Source organism: Pseudomonas veronii (assembly GCF_001439695.1).
Taxonomy (GTDB): domain Bacteria; phylum Pseudomonadota; class Gammaproteobacteria; order Pseudomonadales; family Pseudomonadaceae; genus Aquipseudomonas; species Aquipseudomonas veronii.
In genome coordinates, this window is sequence record NZ_JYLL01000001.1 from 414,270 (window position 1) to 431,943 (window position 17,674).

A 17,674-nucleotide genomic window follows, 5' to 3' on the forward strand; every position below is an offset into this window, starting at 1 on the left:
AGCGCGCCGCACGGCCCGCCCCCGCAACGGTCGGTCAGCAGTCGGTCAGGCGCAGGAAAATCGCCGCCAACTGCTCGATACCAACCTGGTCTTGCGCGGTAAACCGGGCCAGCGACGGGCTGTCGAGGTCGAGGACGCCAATCAGTCGGCCATCCTTGACCAGCGGCACCACCAGTTCACTGTTCGATGCGCTGTCACAGGCGATATGCCCCGGGAACGCATGCACATCTTCCACCCGCTGGGTCTGGCGCGACGCGGCCGCCGCACCGCACACGCCACGCCCGAACGGAATGCGTACACACGCGATCTGCCCCTGGAACGGCCCCAACACCAACTCTTCGTGACGGTTGAGGTAGAAACCGGCCCAGTTCAAGTCATCCAACTGATTGAACAAAAACGCAGAGAACTGCGCGCTGTTGGCGATGAAATCGCGCTCATCGGCCAGCAGCGACTCCAACTGCGCGCACAACATGGCATAGCCATCCAGACCGCTGCCGGCCTGCTGCAAATCGATCATGGTTGACGCTCCAGCAATTTGAGGCCCACCCAGTAACGGGCGAATTGATACGCGCAACGGCCGTTGCGGTTGCCACGCCCGGTGGCCCAGCGCACGGCGAGGATATCGAGGTCTTCATCACGCTGCCACTGCAGGCCGGCCTTGCGCGCCAGCTCGCCGATCCAGTGTTCCACCACGTTCAGGAAATGTTCCTGGGTGAATGGGTAGAACGACAGCCACAGGCCAAAACGGTCGGACAAGGCGATCTTGTCTTCCACCGCCTCACTCGGGTGCAGCTCGCCATCCACGCGTTTCCAGTTATCGTTGTCGCTCTGGTTTTCCGGCACCAGGTGACGACGGTTGGACGTGGCATACAGCAGCACGTTTTCCGGCGCCTGTTCCAGGGAACCGTCCAGCACGCTCTTGAGCACGCGGTAATCGCCTTCACCGGCCTCGAACGACAGGTCATCGCAGAACAGAATGAAACGCTGCGGCAGCTTGAGCAGTTGTTCGACCACACGCGGCAGGTCGGCGAGGTGATCGCGTTCGATTTCGATCAAGCGCAAACCGGCGCTGGCGTGCTGGGCGAGCAAGGCGCGCACCATCGACGATTTCCCCGTGCCGCGCGAGCCCCACAGCAGCGCATGGTTAGCGGGCAGGCCGTCGAGGAACTGTTGGGTGTTGCGCGCCAATGTTTCACGCTGCTTGTCCACACCGATCAGGTCGGACAGACGCATGTCCAGGCTGACCTCCAGCGGCAGCAGGAAGCCGCTGCGACCCTCACGCTGCCAACGGGCCGCAAGGCATTGGTTCCAGTCGATGGTTTGGCGCGGGGCTGGCAACAGGGGTTCCAGGCGCGCGAGTACGGCATCGGCGCGCTCAAGAAAGGCATTCAATCGAGAATCCACGACTATTCCTCTGGCAAGTTCTTGTAAAAGATGGCGTATTGGCAACCCTGCGGCCGAGCGCTCCGGGCTGCACCTCTAAAACTGACGATTCGTACCGGGCAAGCCTGAACCTGTGGATGTTCAGCTATGCTTGCCGGGCGAAGGGAAACGTGAAGTGGTTCAACACTCGATGGATATCAAGTTCGCCCACCGCTTGTCTTATAAACAAGCCAGATTGACTGTGCTGGTCGGTTTCGTCTTGGGAACCTTGCTCAGCCTGATCCAGATCGGCATTGATTATGCCAGCGAAGACGCATCCATCAACCGTGAAATTCGTTCGCTGATTGAAATCAGCCATAACCCGGCGTCACGCATCGCCTACAACATCGACGCCGAGTTGGCCCAGGAGCTGACCCTCGGCCTGTTGCACTCCCCCGCCATCATTCAGGCGCGGTTGACCGACAACAACGGCGTGGTACTGGCCGACGTCGGACGGCCGCGCAAGGAAAGCCCCTACCGGCCCGTCAGCGATTTCCTGTTCGGCGCCAACCGCCAGTTTGAAGACCGGCTGTTCCTCAGCCATATGCCCAACGAATCCCTTGGCGTGCTGCGCCTCGACGTAGACACCTACGCCTTTGGCAGCCGCTTCCTGCACCGTGCCGAGGTCACCCTGATCAACGGGTTTGTACGCAGCCTGCTGCTGACCGGGATCCTGCTGGGCCTGTTCTATGTGATGCTGACCCAACCGCTGGTACGCATCATTCGCGAGCTGAGCACGCGCAGGCAGACACGCCTGGATTGCCCGCCGGGGCACGAGCACGATGAAATCGGCGTGCTGGTCAACATGGCCAACCAGCAATTCGACACCCTGGAAACCGAGATCCAGCAGCGGCGTCACGCCGAGGACCGCCTCACCGAGTACCTGGGGCAACTGGAAAACATCGTCTCGGCGCGCACGCTGGAGCTCAAGGCCAGCAACCAGCGCTTGAGCCAGTCCAACGATGAGTTGGAAGCAGCAAAAATGAACGCGCTGGGCATGGCTCAGGCGCGGGCGGCGTTCCTGGCCAATATGAGTCACGAAATCCGCACGCCGCTCAATGGGTTGCTGGGCATGATCGCGCTGTCGCTGGACAGCCCGCTCAACGCCGAGCAGCGCCAGCAACTGTCGATCGCCCATGATTCCGGCAAGGTGCTGGTGGAACTGCTCAACGATATCCTCGACCTGTCCAAGTTCGACGCGGGCCAGTTGGAGCTGGAGCGCATCCCGTTCGACCTCGGCGCGCTGGTGGAAGACACCGCCAACCTGTTATCGCAGAACGCCGCGCCGAGTGTCGAACTGACGTGCCTGATCGACCCGAAGTTCCCGGCGCAGGTGCTCGGCGACCCGACACGTGTGCGGCAGATCGTCAGTAACCTGCTGTCCAACGCCTTGAAGTTCACGCGCTTCGGCCGCGTGGATGTGCGCCTCAGCGCCCAGGATGGCCGAGTAAAAATCGAAGTGTGCGACACCGGGATCGGCATTGCCCAGGACGCGCAGGTGAAGATCTTCCAGCCGTTCACCCAGGCTGGCGCGGGCATCACCCGCCAGTTTGGCGGCACCGGCCTGGGCCTGGCGCTGACCCATAACCTGTGCGAGGCGATGCACGGTCGGCTGAGCATCAGTTCGGAAGTCGGCTTCGGCAGCCAGTTCTGCGCCGACCTGCCGCTGCCCGCCCATTTACCCGCGCCCCGGCTCGCGCCGCTGACGGGCGAAGTCATTGCAATCACCAGTGCCGACAGCGGCCTGGCGGAGCTGCTCAGCACCCTGCTACCTCACTGGGGGCTGACAGTGCATTGCTATTCTATCGATGAGGACTTGAGCGGAAAAAAACCCGACTTGCTGATCACGGACTGCCCGGAGTGCCTGTTTCGCCTGCGCCCGGCCATCACGGCGCCGATCCTGCTGGTGACCGCCTATGGCAATTTCATGCCCAGTGAGGAAGTCGCGGCCCTGGCGCCGTTGCAGCAACAGGCGCGCCCTTTGAGCCGCAACGCGCTGTACCAGATCCTGCAACGTAATCTGCGCAGCGACGCGCACTTGATCCTCGACCCGATCGCACTCGATGCCACGCCCCTGGTCCACCGGGCACGCATCCTGCTGGTGGAGGACAACCCGGTCAATCAGCTGGTGGCCAAGGGCATGCTCAGCAAGTTGGGCTGCGAAGTGATCGTCGCCGCCCATGGTGGCGAAGCGCTCAAGTTCCTCGAAGAACAGCACTTCGACATGGTGCTGATGGACTGCAACATGCCAGTGATGGATGGCTACGAGGCCAGTCGGCAGATTCGTCGCAGCGGGCGCTGGCCGGACCTGCCCATTGTCGCCCTGACCGCCAACGCGCTGTCGGAAGAACGCGAGCGTTGCCGGGCGGCGGGGATGAATGACTACCTGGCCAAGCCGTTTCGCCGCGAAGAACTCAATGCGCTGCTGGACCTGTGGGTGCCTAAGACGACAAGTCTCTGATCTGCGCGAGCAATTGGTCCAACCCCTCGCGCAAGGCATCGGCCTGGTTGAGGTCGACACCGCTGTCGCACAGCAAGCGGGTTTTCAACTGATGGGCCTGGCCGCGCAACTGCACCCCGGCGTGGCTCAGGCTCAAATGCACTTCGCGTTCATCCTGCGCGCTGCGCTGGCGCCTCACTAACCCAAGCTGCTCCAGGCGCTTGAGCAGCGGCGTCAGCGTGCCCGAATCGAGCATCAAGCGCTCGCCCAAGGCCTTGACCGTGGGCTGGGGCGGCGTCGCGTGGTGCCATTCCCACAACACCAGCATCACCACGTATTGCGGGTAGGTCAGGCCCAACTGGTCAAGCATCGGTTTATAGGCGCGGGTCACCGCGCGCGATGCGGCGTAGAGCTTGAAACACAGCTGGTTGTCCAGCGCCAGGGACACGGTGGGCAGGTCGGTCATTTGAGCAGGGCTTCGATCTCTTGGGTCAACTCCTGGGGCTTGGTGGTTGGCGCAAAGCGCTTGACCACCTGGCCGTCGCGACCGATGAGGAACTTGGTGAAATTCCACTTGATGCCCTTGGAACCCAGCAGGCCCGGCGCGCGTTTTTTCAACTGCACGAACAGCGGGTGGGCAGCGCCGCCATTGACGTCGATCTTCTTGAACAACGGGAAGCTGACGCCGAAATTCAGCTCGCAGAACTCGGCAATCGCGCCTTCGTTGCCCGGTTCCTGCTTGCCGAACTGGTTGCACGGAAACCCCAGCACCACCAGGCCCTGGTCCTTGTACTGCTGCCAGAGTTGCTCCAGGCCCTTGTACTGCGGGGTGAAGCCGCATTTGCTGGCAGTGTTGACCACGAGAATGGCCTTGCCGGCAAAATCGGCCAAGGTCTTTTGCTCACCCTTGATGGTGGTGCAAGGGATGCTCAGCAGGTTGTCGCTCATGGCAATGCCTCGGATAAGGAGAAAGAAGGCAAAACATAGCGAGCAATTCAATTGCGTGCAATTGAATTGATCAAACTGATAGCCCGGTATACATCGCCCCCGCGCAAGACGCAGGGGCGACTCAGGCTCAGCGCGGCACGAGGTCCAGGCACACCGAGTTGATGCAATAGCGCAGGCCGGTCGGCGGCGGGCCATCCGGGAACACATGCCCCAGGTGCGCGTCGCACTTGGCACAGGTGACTTCGGTGCGGATCATGCCGTGGCTGACATCGCGGATCTCGATCATCGCGCTGTCGGCGATCGGTGCGTAGAAGCTGGGCCAGCCGCAGCCGGAATCGAACTTGGTGGTAGAGTCGAACAGCGGCTCATTGCAGCAGATGCAGTGATACACGCCGTCGGTCTTGGTGGCATTGTACTTGCCGGAAAACGGCCGTTCGGTGCCCTTCAGGCGGCACACGTTGTATTGCTCCGGATCGAGCATCGCTTTCCATTCTTCAATGGTTTTCTGCAGCTTTTCCATCAGTACACCTCGGCAACTGAAAAACCCTGATCTGTGTCTTTTCCAGGGATCAGGCGGCACGTATGATTGCGCCTCTTCAACCCGGCAGTCTGGCACCCGCGTTAGCGGCATTCAAACGTATTTATGGGTGCGACCAACGCAGGATTCTCAGCACGGTAGGCTTCGCACCGTCTGGATCGTTCATTTTCAGGATCACATCGCCATGCAGGTCAGCAAATCGAACAAGCTCGCCAACGTCTGCTACGACATTCGCGGCCCGGTGCTCAAGCACGCCAAGCGCCTGGAAGAGGAAGGCCATCGCATCCTCAAGCTGAACATTGGCAACCCGGCGCCCTTTGGTTTCGAAGCGCCGGACGAAATCCTCCAGGACGTGATCCGCAACCTGCCCACCGCCCAGGGCTACAGCGATTCCAAAGGCCTGTTCAGTGCGCGCAAGGCGGTGATGCAGTATTACCAGCAGAAGCAGGTCGAAGGTGTCGGCATCGAAGACATCTACCTGGGCAACGGCGTGTCCGAACTGATCGTGATGTCGATGCAGGCCTTGCTCAACAATAGCGACGAAGTGCTGGTGCCGGCGCCGGACTACCCGCTGTGGACCGCCGCGGTGACCCTGGCCGGTGGCCGCCCGGTACACTACCTGTGCGACGAAGGCGCCGACTGGTTCCCGGACCTGGCCGACATCAAGGCCAAGATCACCCCGAACACCAAGGCGCTGGTCATCATCAACCCGAACAACCCGACCGGCGCCGTGTACTCGCGGGAAGTGCTGCTGGGCATGCTCGAGCTGGCGCGCCAGCACAACCTGGTGGTGTTCTCCGACGAGATCTACGACAAGATCCTCTACGACGACGCCGTCCACATCTGCACCGCCTCCCTCGCGCCGGACCTGCTCTGCTTGACCTTCAACGGCTTGTCCAAGTCCTACCGCGTGGCGGGTTTCCGCTCCGGCTGGGTCGCCATCTCCGGGCCCAAGCACAACGCCCAGAGCTACATTGAAGGCATCGACATGCTGGCCAATATGCGCCTGTGTGCCAACGTACCGAGCCAGCACGCGATCCAGACCGCGCTGGGCGGTTACCAGAGCATCAACGATCTGCTGCTGCCTCAGGGCCGCCTGTTGGAGCAACGCAACCGCACCTGGGAATTGCTCAACGACATTCCCGGCGTCAGTTGCGTGAAACCGATGGGCGCGCTGTACGCCTTCCCACGCATCGACCCGAAAGTCTGCCCGATCCTCAACGACGAGAAGTTCGTGCTCGACCTGCTGCTGTCGGAAAAGCTCCTGGTGGTGCAAGGCACCGCGTTCAACTGGCCGTGGCCGGATCACTTCCGCGTGGTGACCTTGCCGCGTGTGGATGACCTGGACATGGCCATCGGTCGCATCGGCAACTTCCTCAAGTCCTATCGCCAGTAACGACTATGACGCTGTACGACCGGGATCTGGTCGTACAGCGAGTATCTGGCAACACTTCTCTGCCCATTGCCCCCGCTCCGCACTGCGTTTGCCCCTCTCCCAGCGCGTGCCCCCTATAATCAAAGGGCCGCGAGGCAACAGGAGGCTGATCAAGCGAGGCAATACAGGTGGGAAATTCCCTTCAAGACTCTACATTCAGGCTGTAGGACACAGTTTGAAATAGTCGCTCGGTTGAATCACCCCATGTCGCACCTTATATACCCCGCAGTACGCGACATATTTAGCATGAGGAGAACTCTACAACCATGATGCGCATCCTGCTGTTCTTGGCCACTAACCTGGCGGTCGTGCTGATTGCCAGCATCACCCTGAGCCTTTTCGGCTTCAACGGGTTCATGGCGGCCAACGGGGTCGATCTGAACCTCAATCAGCTGCTGATCTTCTGTGCGGTCTTTGGTTTTGCCGGCTCGCTGTTCTCGCTGTTCATCTCCAAGTGGATGGCGAAGATGAGCACCAGCACCCAGGTCATCACTCAGCCACGCACCCGGCATGAGCAATGGTTGCTGCAGACCGTCGAACAGTTGTCCCGCGAGGCCGGTATCAAGATGCCGGAGGTCGGGATCTTCCCGGCCTATGAAGCCAACGCCTTTGCCACCGGCTGGAACAAGAACGACGCGCTCGTTGCGGTGAGCCAGGGCATGCTGGAGCGCTTCTCCTACGATGAAGTCAAGGCGGTGCTGGCCCACGAGATCGGCCACGTGGCGAACGGTGACATGGTCACCCTGGCGCTGGTCCAGGGCGTGGTGAACACCTTCGTGATGTTCTTCGCGCGAATCATCGGCAACTTCGTCGACAAGGTGATCTTCAAGAACGAAGAAGGCCGCGGCATTGCCTACTACGTGGCAACCATCTTCGCTGAACTGGTGCTGGGCTTCCTGGCCAGCGCGATCGTGATGTGGTTCTCGCGCAAACGGGAATTTCGCGCGGACGAAGCCGGTGCCCGCCTGGCCGGCACCGGGGCGATGATTGCAGCCTTGCAGCACCTGCGCTCCGAACAGGGCCTGCCGGTGCATATGCCGGACAGCCTGACCGCGTTTGGCATCAACGGCGGCATCAAGCAGGGCCTGGCGCGCATGTTCATGAGCCACCCACCGCTGGAAGAGCGGATTGACGCATTGCGTCGTCGCGGCTGACCGCTTGGCGGCGACACGGAAAGGGGCGATCTGATCGCCCCTTTTTTGTGGGCGCCTTACCCGCCCAGGACTCAGCGCTTCGTGAGTCGGTAGACTCGCTCTTCCAGCCGGGTTACGCCGTCCTGAACGAACTTCCAGCTCTCACCCAAAACGTCCTGCTCCTCAAGCACTTCGAGGGCCCAGTGCGCCCCCAGCAGCACCTTCACCTCATCATCGGTCACCGCAAACGGTGGGCCGGCCTTTTGCGTCTGGTCGTAGTCGAGGGTAATCAGCAACCCCTTGCAACCCGGCCCCAGAAGCGTATTGAGGTGCTCGGTGTAGCGCGCCCGCATCAGCGGCGGCAAGGCGATCAACGCCGCGCGGTCATAAAGCGCCGTGCAATCGAGCAGCGCCTGCGCGTCCAGCGCGAAGAAATCACCGCACCACACCTCGATCACATCCGCCTGGTACACCTTGAACACGCCACGTTGGCTGATATGCGGTGTCAGCCCCTGCTCACTGAAGAATGCCTCAACCGCCTGCTCCGACAGCTCTACCCCGAGCACGCGACAGCCTTGACTGGCCAGCCACACCAGATCCAGGCTTTTGCCACACAAGGGCACCAGCACCTTTGCCCCCTGCGCGACCGCCAACTGCGGCCAGTGCCGTTGCAGATAGGGGTTGACCTCGGGCAAGTGAAAACCGATCTGATTACGTGCCCAGCGCTCCCGCCAAAACTGAGAATCCATACATCACCCTAAAAATTCGATCAAAAGGCGCTAAAACTTATATTAGATTTAGATCATTGATCTGGTTGAAGATGGGGCATGTTAACCCTGAGGGCCCTTCTAATGCTCCCCACTCTGTTTATCTCCCATGGTTCGCCCATGCTCGCCCTGCAACCCGGCGCCAGCGGCCCGGCCCTGCAGCGCCTGGCGGCTGAACTGCCACGGCCGAAGGCGATTGTGGTGGTGTCGGCGCATTGGGAAAGCCAGGAATTGCTGGTCAGCGGCAACGCCGCACCGGAAACCTGGCATGACTTCGGCGGCTTTCCGGCCGAGTTGTTTGCCGTGCAATACCCGGCACCGGGCGACCCGCAATTGGCGCGCGAGATTGTCGAGTTGCTGCACGCCGATGGCTTGAATGCGCGCATCGATGAGCGCCGTCCCTTCGACCACGGCGCCTGGGTGCCGCTGTCGCTGATGTACCCGGCCGCGGATATCCCGGTGGTGCAGGTGTCCTTGCCCAGCCGTATGGGCCCTGCCCTGCAGACCCGAGTCGGACACACCCTCGCCAGCCTGCGCGAACAAGGCGTGTTGCTGATCGGCTCCGGCAGCATCACCCACAACCTCGGTGAACTGGATTGGCACGCCGGGTCCGAAAGCATCGAGCCGTGGGCGCGGGCGTTTCGTGACTGGATGGTGGACAAGCTTGCCGCCAACGACGAAGCCGCGCTGCACGATTATCGCCGCCAGGCGCCCAACGCCGTGCGCAGCCATCCCAGTGATGAACATTTACTGCCGCTCTACTTTGCGCGGGGTGCCGGCGGCGACTTCAGCGTGGCGCACCAAGGCTTCACCATGGGCGCGCTGGGCATGGACATCTACCGCTTCGGCTGACGCACATCCCGATGCGCGGGCAAACCCAGATTGAGGGCCGCCCACAAAGCGAGCGCGGCCCAAGAAGAAAACCCGGAAATCCTCACCTGCGTGGGCCTTCCGGGTTTTTGCATCGCCAATATTTTCAAGGGGCGCAACTCCAACAGGCGTAGCGTTGAAACGCTTACTCAGGCTCTATCAACAGCGCACTTCAGGCTTTCTTCTCATAACCTGCGCCCTGAAAAGAGAATTGTATTTCCTGACCTTTACCCGCTTCGCTGATCACCCGCTGCAGTCCCACCATCGAGTTCTTGTACCGGCCATAGAGCCCATCACTCTTGATTTCACCCACCCTGACATTGCCCTTATCGTCTGTAGTAAAGGGGGCGGAGAAACTACCGCGAGTAGGTGCGATCTGCGAACTTCGGTCTATTTTCGCGCCATAATGTTCGACGAAGCCTCTGTCTCTGCCAGCCAAGGCAAACTTCTGATCGACATAAATATCTTTGACATGCTGCTTGGGGCCCGGCATGTCGGCATCGGTAACGTCCTGAATAACCCCCCTCAACTTATGGGCATCCTCAGGATCTCGTTCTACCGTGAGGTTATATTTATTCCCAAATTTAAAATCTACCAAGGTGCTGTTACTGGCGCCTTTTCCCCCATCAAACTCGGGGCGGCCTTGTGGCGCTTTGAAATGCTCACCGTTTCCAGAAAACACAATCAGCGCCTTGCCATCCCCGCGCGGCTGCATCCCAATATAGCCACGGCCAAGAGGCCGACCTTGCGCATCATTGACGCCAAACTGCATCGCATAATAAATCCCTGCGTCCTTGCTTCCTTTTCGTTGAAGGCCTTCGTCGATACTCATTGGAAACGTAATGTTACTCAACCCAGCGCCAGGCGCGGACAGCGAGTAACTCAGGCCATACAGCCCATTGGGCGATGTGGCTACCTTCTTGATTTCCAGTTTCGGATCGCTGACTTTATTAAGCGTTGACGTCGTGGTCGCAGACGCCACAGGCATGGATCGCGTATTTCTTCTTGAACGAGCGGCCGCGGCATCCGAAGCGAGTGCGCGCTCGGTCCATGGCAAACCGTGCTCGCGCGCTGGCTCTCTCGCCTGATTAACAGGCGGTTGGCTGGGAGGATAAGTCGCAGGCTCAGGCATTGTTTGTGGAAACAACTGTGAATTACTAATACGCATAACAGCCACAGCTCCTTTCTGGAAAAATCAATCAATAGCCGTCAAGCCCGGCGCCTATCCCTCGACACGGTTACAAGCGAACCTTTCCAACTTGAACAACTGACGAGAGCAGATTGAGAGCGTTTTTTCCCCTTGAGCGATGCAACTCAGGTTTATCCGCCCCCCGTCACTTGATAGTAAAAACTTTACGCAAAGCCGGCTGCCAGAAAGGCCGCTCAGAAACTCAGACTTTTCCTAAACCCAATAAGATCAGTAGCTGACCGTTATGGCCGACCACCCCACGACGATCCGCGCCAATTGCCGGGCAAAAAAAATCCCCGAACCAGTCGGGGATTTTTTAGGTGCGATCAATCAGCCCAGGGGCGGATCAATCTTCGCGGTAGCGACGCAGCTTGAGCTGCTTACCGGCAACGCGTGTGTCTTTCAGCTTGGTCAGCAGTTTTTCCAGACCGTCTTCCGGCAGCTCCACCAGGGAGAAGCTGTCACGGACCTGGATGCGACCGATGGCTTCACGTGCCAGGCCACCCTCGTTGAGGATAGCGCCCAGCAGGTTCTTGGCCGCGATACCGTCACGCGCGCCCAGCGCGGTACGGCAGCGAGCACGACCTTCAGCCAATGGCACCGGAGCGCGACGCTCACGATCACCACGCTCAGGACGGTCGCCGGAACGCTCTGGACGATCACCGCGTGGCGCGTTGTTCGGTACCAGTGGGCGTTCTTTCTCGATGGCTGCCAGGGTCAAGGCCTGAGCGTTGGTGGCTTTGCGCAGCAGGGCTGCAGCCAGGGCACGCGGGGTGCAACCGATATCGGCGGTCAGGCGGTCCAGCAGGTCGCCGTGGGTCGATTCAGCGTCAGCCACCAGTGGCGACAGGCTGTTGGTCAGTTTCTTGATGCGTGCATCGAGAACGGCCTGGGCATCCGGCAGGCGGACTTCGGCAACCTTCTGACCGGTCACACGCTCGATCACTTGCAGCATGCGGCGCTCACGCGGCGTCACCAGCAGCAGTGCGCGACCTTCGCGACCCGCACGGCCGGTACGGCCGATACGGTGAACGTAGGACTCTGGATCGTAAGGCATGTCAACGTTGAACACGTGGGTGATACGTGGAACGTCGAGGCCACGAGCAGCTACGTCGGTCGCTACAACGATGTCCAGACGGCCATCCTTGAGGGAGTCGATCACGCGCTCACGTTGGTTCTGGGCGATGTCACCGTTCAGCGCAGCGGCTTTGTAGCCTTTGGCTTCGAGGGCACTGGCCAGGTCCAGGGTCGCTTGCTTGGTACGCACGAACATGATCAGCGCGTCGAAGTCTTCGACTTCCAGCAGGCTCAATACAGCCGAGGTCTTCTGGTCAGCGTGAACCAACAGGTGAGCCTGTTCGATCGCGGTAACGGTCTGAGTCTTGGTCTGGATCTTCACGTGTTGCGGATCGCGCAGGTGGCGTTCGGCAATGGCACGGATCGACTGCGGCAGGGTGGCCGAGAACAGCACGGTCTGACGGGTCGGTGGCAGTGCCTTGAAGATGACTTCCAGGTCATCCATGAAGCCCAGCTTCAACATTTCGTCAGCTTCGTCCAGAACCAGGTGGTTCACGGTCGACAGGACTTTCTCGTCACGACGCAGGTGGTCGCACAGACGACCCGGAGTGGCGACAACGATCTGTGCGCCATTACGGATAGCCTTGAGTTGCGGGCCCATCGGCGCGCCGCCGTAGACGGCCACAACGGTTACGCCTGGCATTTGCTTGGCGTAGGTTTCAAAAGCGGTTGCTACTTGCAGCGCCAACTCACGAGTTGGCGCCAGGATCAGGGCTTGCGGTTCGCGCTTGGCAGGATCGATGCAGTGCAGGATAGGCAGGGCGAACGCGGCGGTTTTACCGGTACCGGTTTGCGCCTGGCCAATCATGTCGTGGCCGGCCATGATGATCGGGATCGATTGCTGCTGAATCGCCGAAGGTTCTTCGTAGCCAGTCGCAATGACGGCAGCAAGAATGTTCGGGTTAAGATTAAAAGCGGCGAAGCCGCCGGTTTCCTGGGTCATGGGTCTGCCTCTAAGTGCATCCGCAAAGACCCATGCTCCAAAGCTGCGCATGCCGTGTTGAGACTCAAGAGTCGCCCTGGCTGCTTTGTCGGCGGGGATTTGCGAAAACGAATGAATGAAAAAGATTCGTCAAGGAAGAGTCCGCTGTGCGGACGTGCAGCCGAAGCTGACTTCGGGGAATTGCGCTACCTAAACGCGGCCCGGTTAAAGGCCGGCGCGCACTATACCGGAAATAGCTGAAAAAGGGAGCTTTTTTTATCGCAAAGCACCGATAAACCGCACTGCGTCACCGCCTTTGCGCAGATGGGCTCCAGGGTCTATTTTTCAAGTGCCCGGCCCTGTTGGCTGAAACGCTTAAACGGTTCACCCGCACACTCGGCCCCTTTGGTCCGAAACCCCTTACTGCACCCGAGGGCACACCCGATGAATCAAGCCAGCAGCAGCCTCGTCAGCCGTGAACTCCTGGATCATGTCCTGTTGTTGGGCCTGGATCGGGTCGCCAAGCGCAATGCCTTTGACCTGGATCTGCTCAACGCACTGAGCCTGGCCTATGGCGAATTTGATCGAAACGACGATGCGCGGGTGGCCGTGGTGTTCGCCCACGGCGACCACTTCACCGCCGGGCTGGACCTGGCCAACGTCAGCGCAGTGATGGCCGGAGGCTGGCAACCGCCACCGGGGGGCTGCGATCCCTGGGGCGTGTTCGCCGGCCCTCGGGTCGGCAAACCGGTGATCGTCGCCGCTCAGGGCTACTGCCTGACCCTTGGCATCGAGCTGATGCTGGCGGCGGATATCAATCTCTGCGCGAGCAACACCCGCTTCGCGCAGATGGAAGTACAACGTGGGATCTTTCCATTTGGTGGTGCGACGTTGCGCTTTCATCAAATAGCAGGCTGGGGCAACGCCATGCGCTGGCTGCTCACCGGCGATGAGTTCGATGCCCACGAAGCCCTGCGCCTGGGGTTGGTGCAGGAAGTGATGGCCAGCGAAGACCTGCTGCCGCGCGCCATCGAACTGGCCAGCCGCATCGCGCGCCAGGCGCCCCTCGGCGTGCAAGCCACATTGATGTCGGCCCGCCTGGCGCGCTTGGAGGGCGAAGCTGTCGCGGCCGCGGCGTTACCGCCGCTGGTCGCGCAATTGTTCAACAGCGAAGACGCCAAGGAAGGCGTGCGCGCCATGCTCGAGAAGCGCCCGGGGGTATTCAGGGGAGTTTGAGTTGGCCGTGCCGCAGTCATCGCGAGCAAGCCCGCGCCCACATCGACCGCATTCCTTCAGGATGTGCTCGGTCAAATGTGGGAGTGGGCTTGCCCGCGATGACGCCCGTTCAGACAACTAGGTTGCCGGCCGAATCGCCTTGATCAATGGCTGCAACGAATAGCCCAATCGCGGTGCCAGCGCTTCGGCGCGGGCCGAGAGCGCCGCAGCGTCCAGCGCCTGATCCAGCTCCGAAGGCACCAGCAGGATCACATTGCCCTCCTTCACCGGCAGCTCCCAATAATGCCGGTGATACAACCCGCGCAGCAGGGCCGCACCCAACGGCTTGCCGTCGTCGGTGGCCCACTGGTTGATCACCAGCCAACCGCCCGGGTTGAGTTTCTTCTGGCAGTTTTCCAGGAAGGTCCAGGCCAGGTGCCCAACGCCGGGGCCGACATCGGTGTACAGGTCGACGAAGATCAAGTCGGCCGTTTCGGCGGTTTCGAGCAGTTCCAGGGCGTCGCCAATGCGGATGTACAGGCGCGGATCGTCGTCCAGCCCCAGGAACTCAATGGCCAGGCGCGGCACCTCGGGGCGCAGCTCGATGGCTTCGACATCCTCCAGCGGCAGGAACTTGAGGCACGCCTGGGTCAGCGTGCCGGCGCCCAGGCCGAGGAACAACGCGCTTTCCGGCTGCTCGTGGCACAACGCACCGATCAGCATCGCACGGGTGTAGTCGTACTCCAGCCAGCTCGGGTCGGCGGTGAACACGCAGCTTTGCTCGATGGCGTCGCCAAACTCGAGAAAACGGTAATCGGCCACTTCGAGCACGCGGATCATGCCGAAGTCATCATGGACCTCGGCCAGCAGGCGCTCGACACGCTCCTCGCTCATCTACAACTCCTAACGGGTTCACCCCAGGGCAAAGGCGCGATTGTCGGCCAACCGGCGGCAACAGGTCACGCACTAATTGCTGATAACATTGGCGCCCGACCGTCAATCACCCTATCGAGTCCACGATGAGCCAACCCTGGAGCCCCGACAGCTGGCGCGCCCTGCCGATCCAGCAACAACCCCAGTACCCGGACGCTGCACACCTGTTACAGGTAGAGCAGAGCCTGGCCAGCTACCCGCCGCTGGTATTTGCCGGGGAGGCCCGCGAGTTGCGCCGCCAGTTTGCCGAGGTGACCCAGGGTCGCGCCTTCCTGCTGCAAGGCGGCGACTGCGCCGAGAGTTTTGCCGAGTTCTCCGCCGCAAAAATCCGCGACACCTTCAAGGTGCTGCTGCAGATGGCTATCGTGATGACCTTCGCCGCCGGCTGCCCGGTGGTGAAAGTCGGGCGCATGGCCGGCCAGTTCGCCAAGCCGCGCTCGTCCAACGATGAAACCATCGATGGCGTCACCTTGCCGGCCTACCGTGGCGATATCGTCAACGGCATCGGCTTCGACGAAAAAAGCCGTGTGCCGGACCCCGACCGCCTGCTGCAGTCCTACCACCAGTCCACCGCCACCCTTAACCTGCTGCGCGCGTTCGCCCAGGGCGGGTTTGCCGACCTGCACCAGGTACACAAGTGGAACCTGGACTTCATCGCCAACTCCGCACTGGCCGAGAAGTACAGCCAGTTGGCGAACCGTATCGACGAAACCCTGGCCTTCATGCGCGCCTGCGGCATGGACAGCTCGCCGCAACTGCGCGAAACCAGCTTCTTCACCGCCCACGAAGCGCTGCTGCTCAACTACGAACAAGCCTTCGTGCGCCGCGACAGCCTGACCAACGACTACTACGACTGCTCGGCCCACATGCTGTGGATCGGCGATCGCACCCGTCAGTTGGACGGCGCCCACGTCGAGTTCCTGCGCGGGGTACACAACCCGATCGGGGTCAAGGTCGGCCCGAGCATGAACCCGGATGACCTGATCCGCCTGATCGACATCCTCAACCCGGACAACGACCCCGGCCGCTTGAACCTGATCGCGCGCATGGGCGCCAACAAGGTCGGCGACCACCTGCCGGCGCTGCTTCGCGCCGTGCAGCGTGAGGGCAAACAGGTGCTGTGGAGCTCCGACCCGATGCACGGCAACACGATCAAGGCCAGCAGCGGATACAAGACCCGCGACTTTGCGCAGATCCTCGGCGAGGTGAAGGAATTCTTCCAGGTACACGAGGCCGAAGGCACCTATGCCGGCGGGATTCATATCGAGATGACCGGGCAGAACGTCACCGAATGCATCGGCGGCGCGCGGCCGATCACCGAAGATGGCTTGTCGGACCGCTACCACACCCACTGCGACCCACGGATGAATGCCGATCAGTCGCTGGAGCTGGCGTTCCTGATCGCAGAGACGTTGAAGCAAGTAAAACGGTGACCCCATTCGGTAGGCGCGAGCTTGTTCGCGAAAAACCTGAGAATGCCGCGGGGTGTCGGTTTCCCGCGTCATCGTTAACGTTTCTCGCGAGCAAGCTCGGGCCTACCGTAATGTGAGCATCGCCGCCCTTAATCGGTCGGCACTCGGCCGTGGGCAATTGAGCTGCACCTGTTCGAGCCCCAGCCAATCGGCCATTTGCCGCAAGTTCAGCGCCAGCGCGCACATCCCCTCCTCGTCCAGCCCCGGCGCTTCTTCATGCACCGCATGCACGGCCAGGCGGCCGTGGGCGCGTTCGGCACGCAGGTCGACGCGCGCGGCGATCCGCTCGTTGTGCAGAAACGGCAGCACGTAGTAGCCGTACACCCGCTTGTCCTGCGGCGTGTAAATCTCCAGCCGATAACGGAAATCGAACAGCCGCTCGGTGCGGCTGCGCTCCCAGATCAGCGAATCGAACGGCGACAACAGTGCGCTGGCCGGCACCTTGCGCGGCACTTTCGGCTCCGGCAGGCAGTAGGCCGGCTGCTTCCAGCCCTGCACCCGGCACATCAGCAATTGGCCGTCCTCGACCAGTTCGGCCAAACGGCTGCGAGTGTCGGCGGGGTCCAGGCGGAAGTAATCGCGCAGGTCTTTTTCGCTGCCCACACCCAGCGCAGTCGCGCTGTGCAACAGCAAACCGCGCTGAGCCTCGGCCTCGCTCAACGGGGCCTGGTGCAGCCGGTCGCCAGGGATGACGCGCTCGGGCAAATCATAGAGCCGCTCGAACCCGCGCCGACCGGCAACCGTGACCAGGCCAGCGGCGAACAGCCATTCCAGCGCGTGCTTTTCATCGCTCCAGTCCCACCACGGGCCGGCGCGCTCGGCGCGGGTCGACAGACTGCCTGCACCCAGGGGGCCCTGTTGTTCGACAGTGTTCAACACGCGCTGGATGATGGCCTGCTGCTCGCGACCAAAACGCGCCATCTGCGCGTAGATCCCCTGCCCTTGTTTTGCCCGCTCCATGCGCCAGCGCATCAAGGGGTACAGCGCCATCGGCAACAACGAGGCCTCATGCCCCCAATACTCGAACAACGAACGCTGTCGGCCCTGGCTCCAGGCCGCCTGCTCAAGCAGTGACGGGGCGTACTGACCCAGGCGGGAAAACAACGGCAGGTAATGGGAGCGCACCACGGCATTGACCGAATCGATCTGCAGCACGCCCAGGCGGTCGATCAAGCGGTTGAGGTGTGCGGCCTTGATCAATGCAGGCGCCTGGCGCCCGGAAAAGCCCTGGGCGGCCAGTGCCATGCGGCGCGCTTGCTTGAGGGAAAACGACAGGTCGGCGGGCATGAGCATCTCCGTATGAACGTGCCGAC

The 17,674-nt window shown here is 61.4% G+C and carries 16 protein-coding genes; 6 read left to right on the forward strand and 10 right to left on the reverse strand.

All coding sequences use genetic code 11. The annotated features are described in order from the left end of the window. Window positions 1-34: 34 nt before the first annotated feature. Window positions 35-517, reverse strand: a complete 483-nt coding sequence (locus tag TU80_RS01810; protein WP_017849415.1) for a GAF domain-containing protein — start codon at window positions 515-517, stop codon at window positions 35-37. Next, window positions 514-1,404 (reverse strand): ATP-binding protein, encoded by an 891-nt coding sequence (locus tag TU80_RS01815; protein WP_026140337.1) that lies wholly within the window; start codon window positions 1,402-1,404, stop codon window positions 514-516. Before TU80_RS01815 ends, TU80_RS01810 begins: the two co-directional genes overlap by 4 nt. Window positions 1,405-1,573: 169 nt before the next feature. Here TU80_RS01815 and TU80_RS01820 point away from each other — a divergent pair, with 169 nt between their 5' ends. Continuing rightward, window positions 1,574-3,883 (forward strand): hybrid sensor histidine kinase/response regulator, encoded by a 2,310-nt coding sequence (locus TU80_RS01820; RefSeq protein WP_057003722.1) that lies wholly within the window; start codon window positions 1,574-1,576, stop codon window positions 3,881-3,883. Here TU80_RS01820 and TU80_RS01825 read toward each other — a convergent pair. The 3 genes from TU80_RS01825 to msrB all read right to left on the reverse strand — a co-directional run bounded on the left by TU80_RS01825 (window position 3,864) and on the right by msrB (window position 5,330). Then, window positions 3,864-4,328, reverse strand: coding sequence for a MarR family winged helix-turn-helix transcriptional regulator (locus TU80_RS01825; RefSeq protein ID WP_046384229.1), 465 nt, complete (start codon window positions 4,326-4,328; stop codon window positions 3,864-3,866). The two genes, TU80_RS01820 and TU80_RS01825, sit on opposite strands and share 20 nt — an antisense overlap. Then, a complete protein-coding gene (locus TU80_RS01830) occupies window positions 4,325-4,810 on the reverse strand; it encodes a glutathione peroxidase (RefSeq protein ID WP_017849411.1) in 486 nt (161 codons plus the stop codon). The genes TU80_RS01825 and TU80_RS01830 overlap by 4 nt, the downstream gene beginning before the upstream one ends. 127 nt (window positions 4,811-4,937) lie before the next feature. Beyond that, window positions 4,938-5,330, reverse strand: a complete 393-nt coding sequence (msrB, locus tag TU80_RS01835) for a peptide-methionine (R)-S-oxide reductase MsrB (RefSeq protein WP_046384231.1) — start codon at window positions 5,328-5,330, stop codon at window positions 4,938-4,940. 202 nt (window positions 5,331-5,532) lie between these two features. On the opposite strand from msrB, the gene TU80_RS01840 reads away from it, so the two are divergent. Both TU80_RS01840 and htpX read left to right on the forward strand, forming a co-directional pair. Next, the gene (locus TU80_RS01840; protein WP_017849409.1) at window positions 5,533-6,744 is read left to right on the forward strand and encodes a pyridoxal phosphate-dependent aminotransferase; all 1,212 of its coding nucleotides are present in this window, start codon (window positions 5,533-5,535) and stop codon (window positions 6,742-6,744) included. A gap of 305 nt (window positions 6,745-7,049) precedes the next feature. Further along, window positions 7,050-7,937, forward strand: a complete 888-nt coding sequence (htpX, locus tag TU80_RS01845; protein ID WP_017849408.1) for a protease HtpX — start codon at window positions 7,050-7,052, stop codon at window positions 7,935-7,937. Window positions 7,938-8,008: 71 nt separating this feature from the next. Here the strand turns inward: htpX and TU80_RS01850 are convergent, their stop codons facing one another. Next, entirely contained in the window at window positions 8,009-8,665 is a 657-nt protein-coding gene (locus TU80_RS01850) for a thiopurine S-methyltransferase (RefSeq protein WP_057003723.1), read from the reverse strand. Window positions 8,666-8,767: 102 nt separating this feature from the next. Here TU80_RS01850 and TU80_RS01855 point away from each other — a divergent pair, with 102 nt between their 5' ends. Beyond that, window positions 8,768-9,535 (forward strand): DODA-type extradiol aromatic ring-opening family dioxygenase, encoded by a 768-nt coding sequence (locus tag TU80_RS01855; RefSeq protein WP_057003724.1) that lies wholly within the window; start codon window positions 8,768-8,770, stop codon window positions 9,533-9,535. A gap of 190 nt (window positions 9,536-9,725) precedes the next feature. Here TU80_RS01855 and TU80_RS01860 read toward each other — a convergent pair whose 3' ends face one another. Beyond that, a complete protein-coding gene (locus tag TU80_RS01860) occupies window positions 9,726-10,721 on the reverse strand; it encodes a hypothetical protein (RefSeq protein ID WP_234427150.1) in 996 nt (331 codons plus the stop codon). A gap of 367 nt (window positions 10,722-11,088) precedes the next feature. Next, window positions 11,089-12,762 carry a DEAD/DEAH box helicase gene (locus TU80_RS01865; protein ID WP_017849506.1) on the reverse strand — a complete coding sequence of 558 codons (1,674 nt, stop codon included), beginning with the start codon at window positions 12,760-12,762 and terminating at the stop codon, window positions 11,089-11,091. A 423-nt stretch (window positions 12,763-13,185) separates the two neighbouring features. Here TU80_RS01865 and TU80_RS01870 point away from each other — a divergent pair, with 423 nt between their 5' ends. Further along, window positions 13,186-13,977 carry a crotonase/enoyl-CoA hydratase family protein gene (locus tag TU80_RS01870; protein ID WP_057003726.1) on the forward strand — a complete coding sequence of 264 codons (792 nt, stop codon included), beginning with the start codon at window positions 13,186-13,188 and terminating at the stop codon, window positions 13,975-13,977. A gap of 117 nt (window positions 13,978-14,094) precedes the next feature. On the opposite strand, the gene TU80_RS01875 is transcribed toward TU80_RS01870, so the two are convergent. Continuing rightward, window positions 14,095-14,850, reverse strand: a complete 756-nt coding sequence (locus TU80_RS01875; protein WP_017849508.1) for a spermidine synthase — start codon at window positions 14,848-14,850, stop codon at window positions 14,095-14,097. 125 nt (window positions 14,851-14,975) lie between these two features. Between TU80_RS01875 and TU80_RS01880 the strand changes: the two genes are divergently transcribed. Continuing rightward, window positions 14,976-16,322: a class II 3-deoxy-7-phosphoheptulonate synthase gene (locus TU80_RS01880; protein ID WP_017849509.1), complete on the forward strand. Its 1,347-nt coding sequence runs from the start codon at window positions 14,976-14,978 to the stop codon at window positions 16,320-16,322. 102 nt (window positions 16,323-16,424) lie between these two features. On the opposite strand, the gene TU80_RS01885 is transcribed toward TU80_RS01880, so the two are convergent. Then, on the reverse strand, window positions 16,425-17,648 hold the full coding sequence (locus TU80_RS01885) for a winged helix-turn-helix domain-containing protein (RefSeq protein ID WP_057003727.1): 1,224 nt from the start codon (window positions 17,646-17,648) through the stop codon (window positions 16,425-16,427). Between the last annotated feature and the right edge of the window lie 26 nt (window positions 17,649-17,674).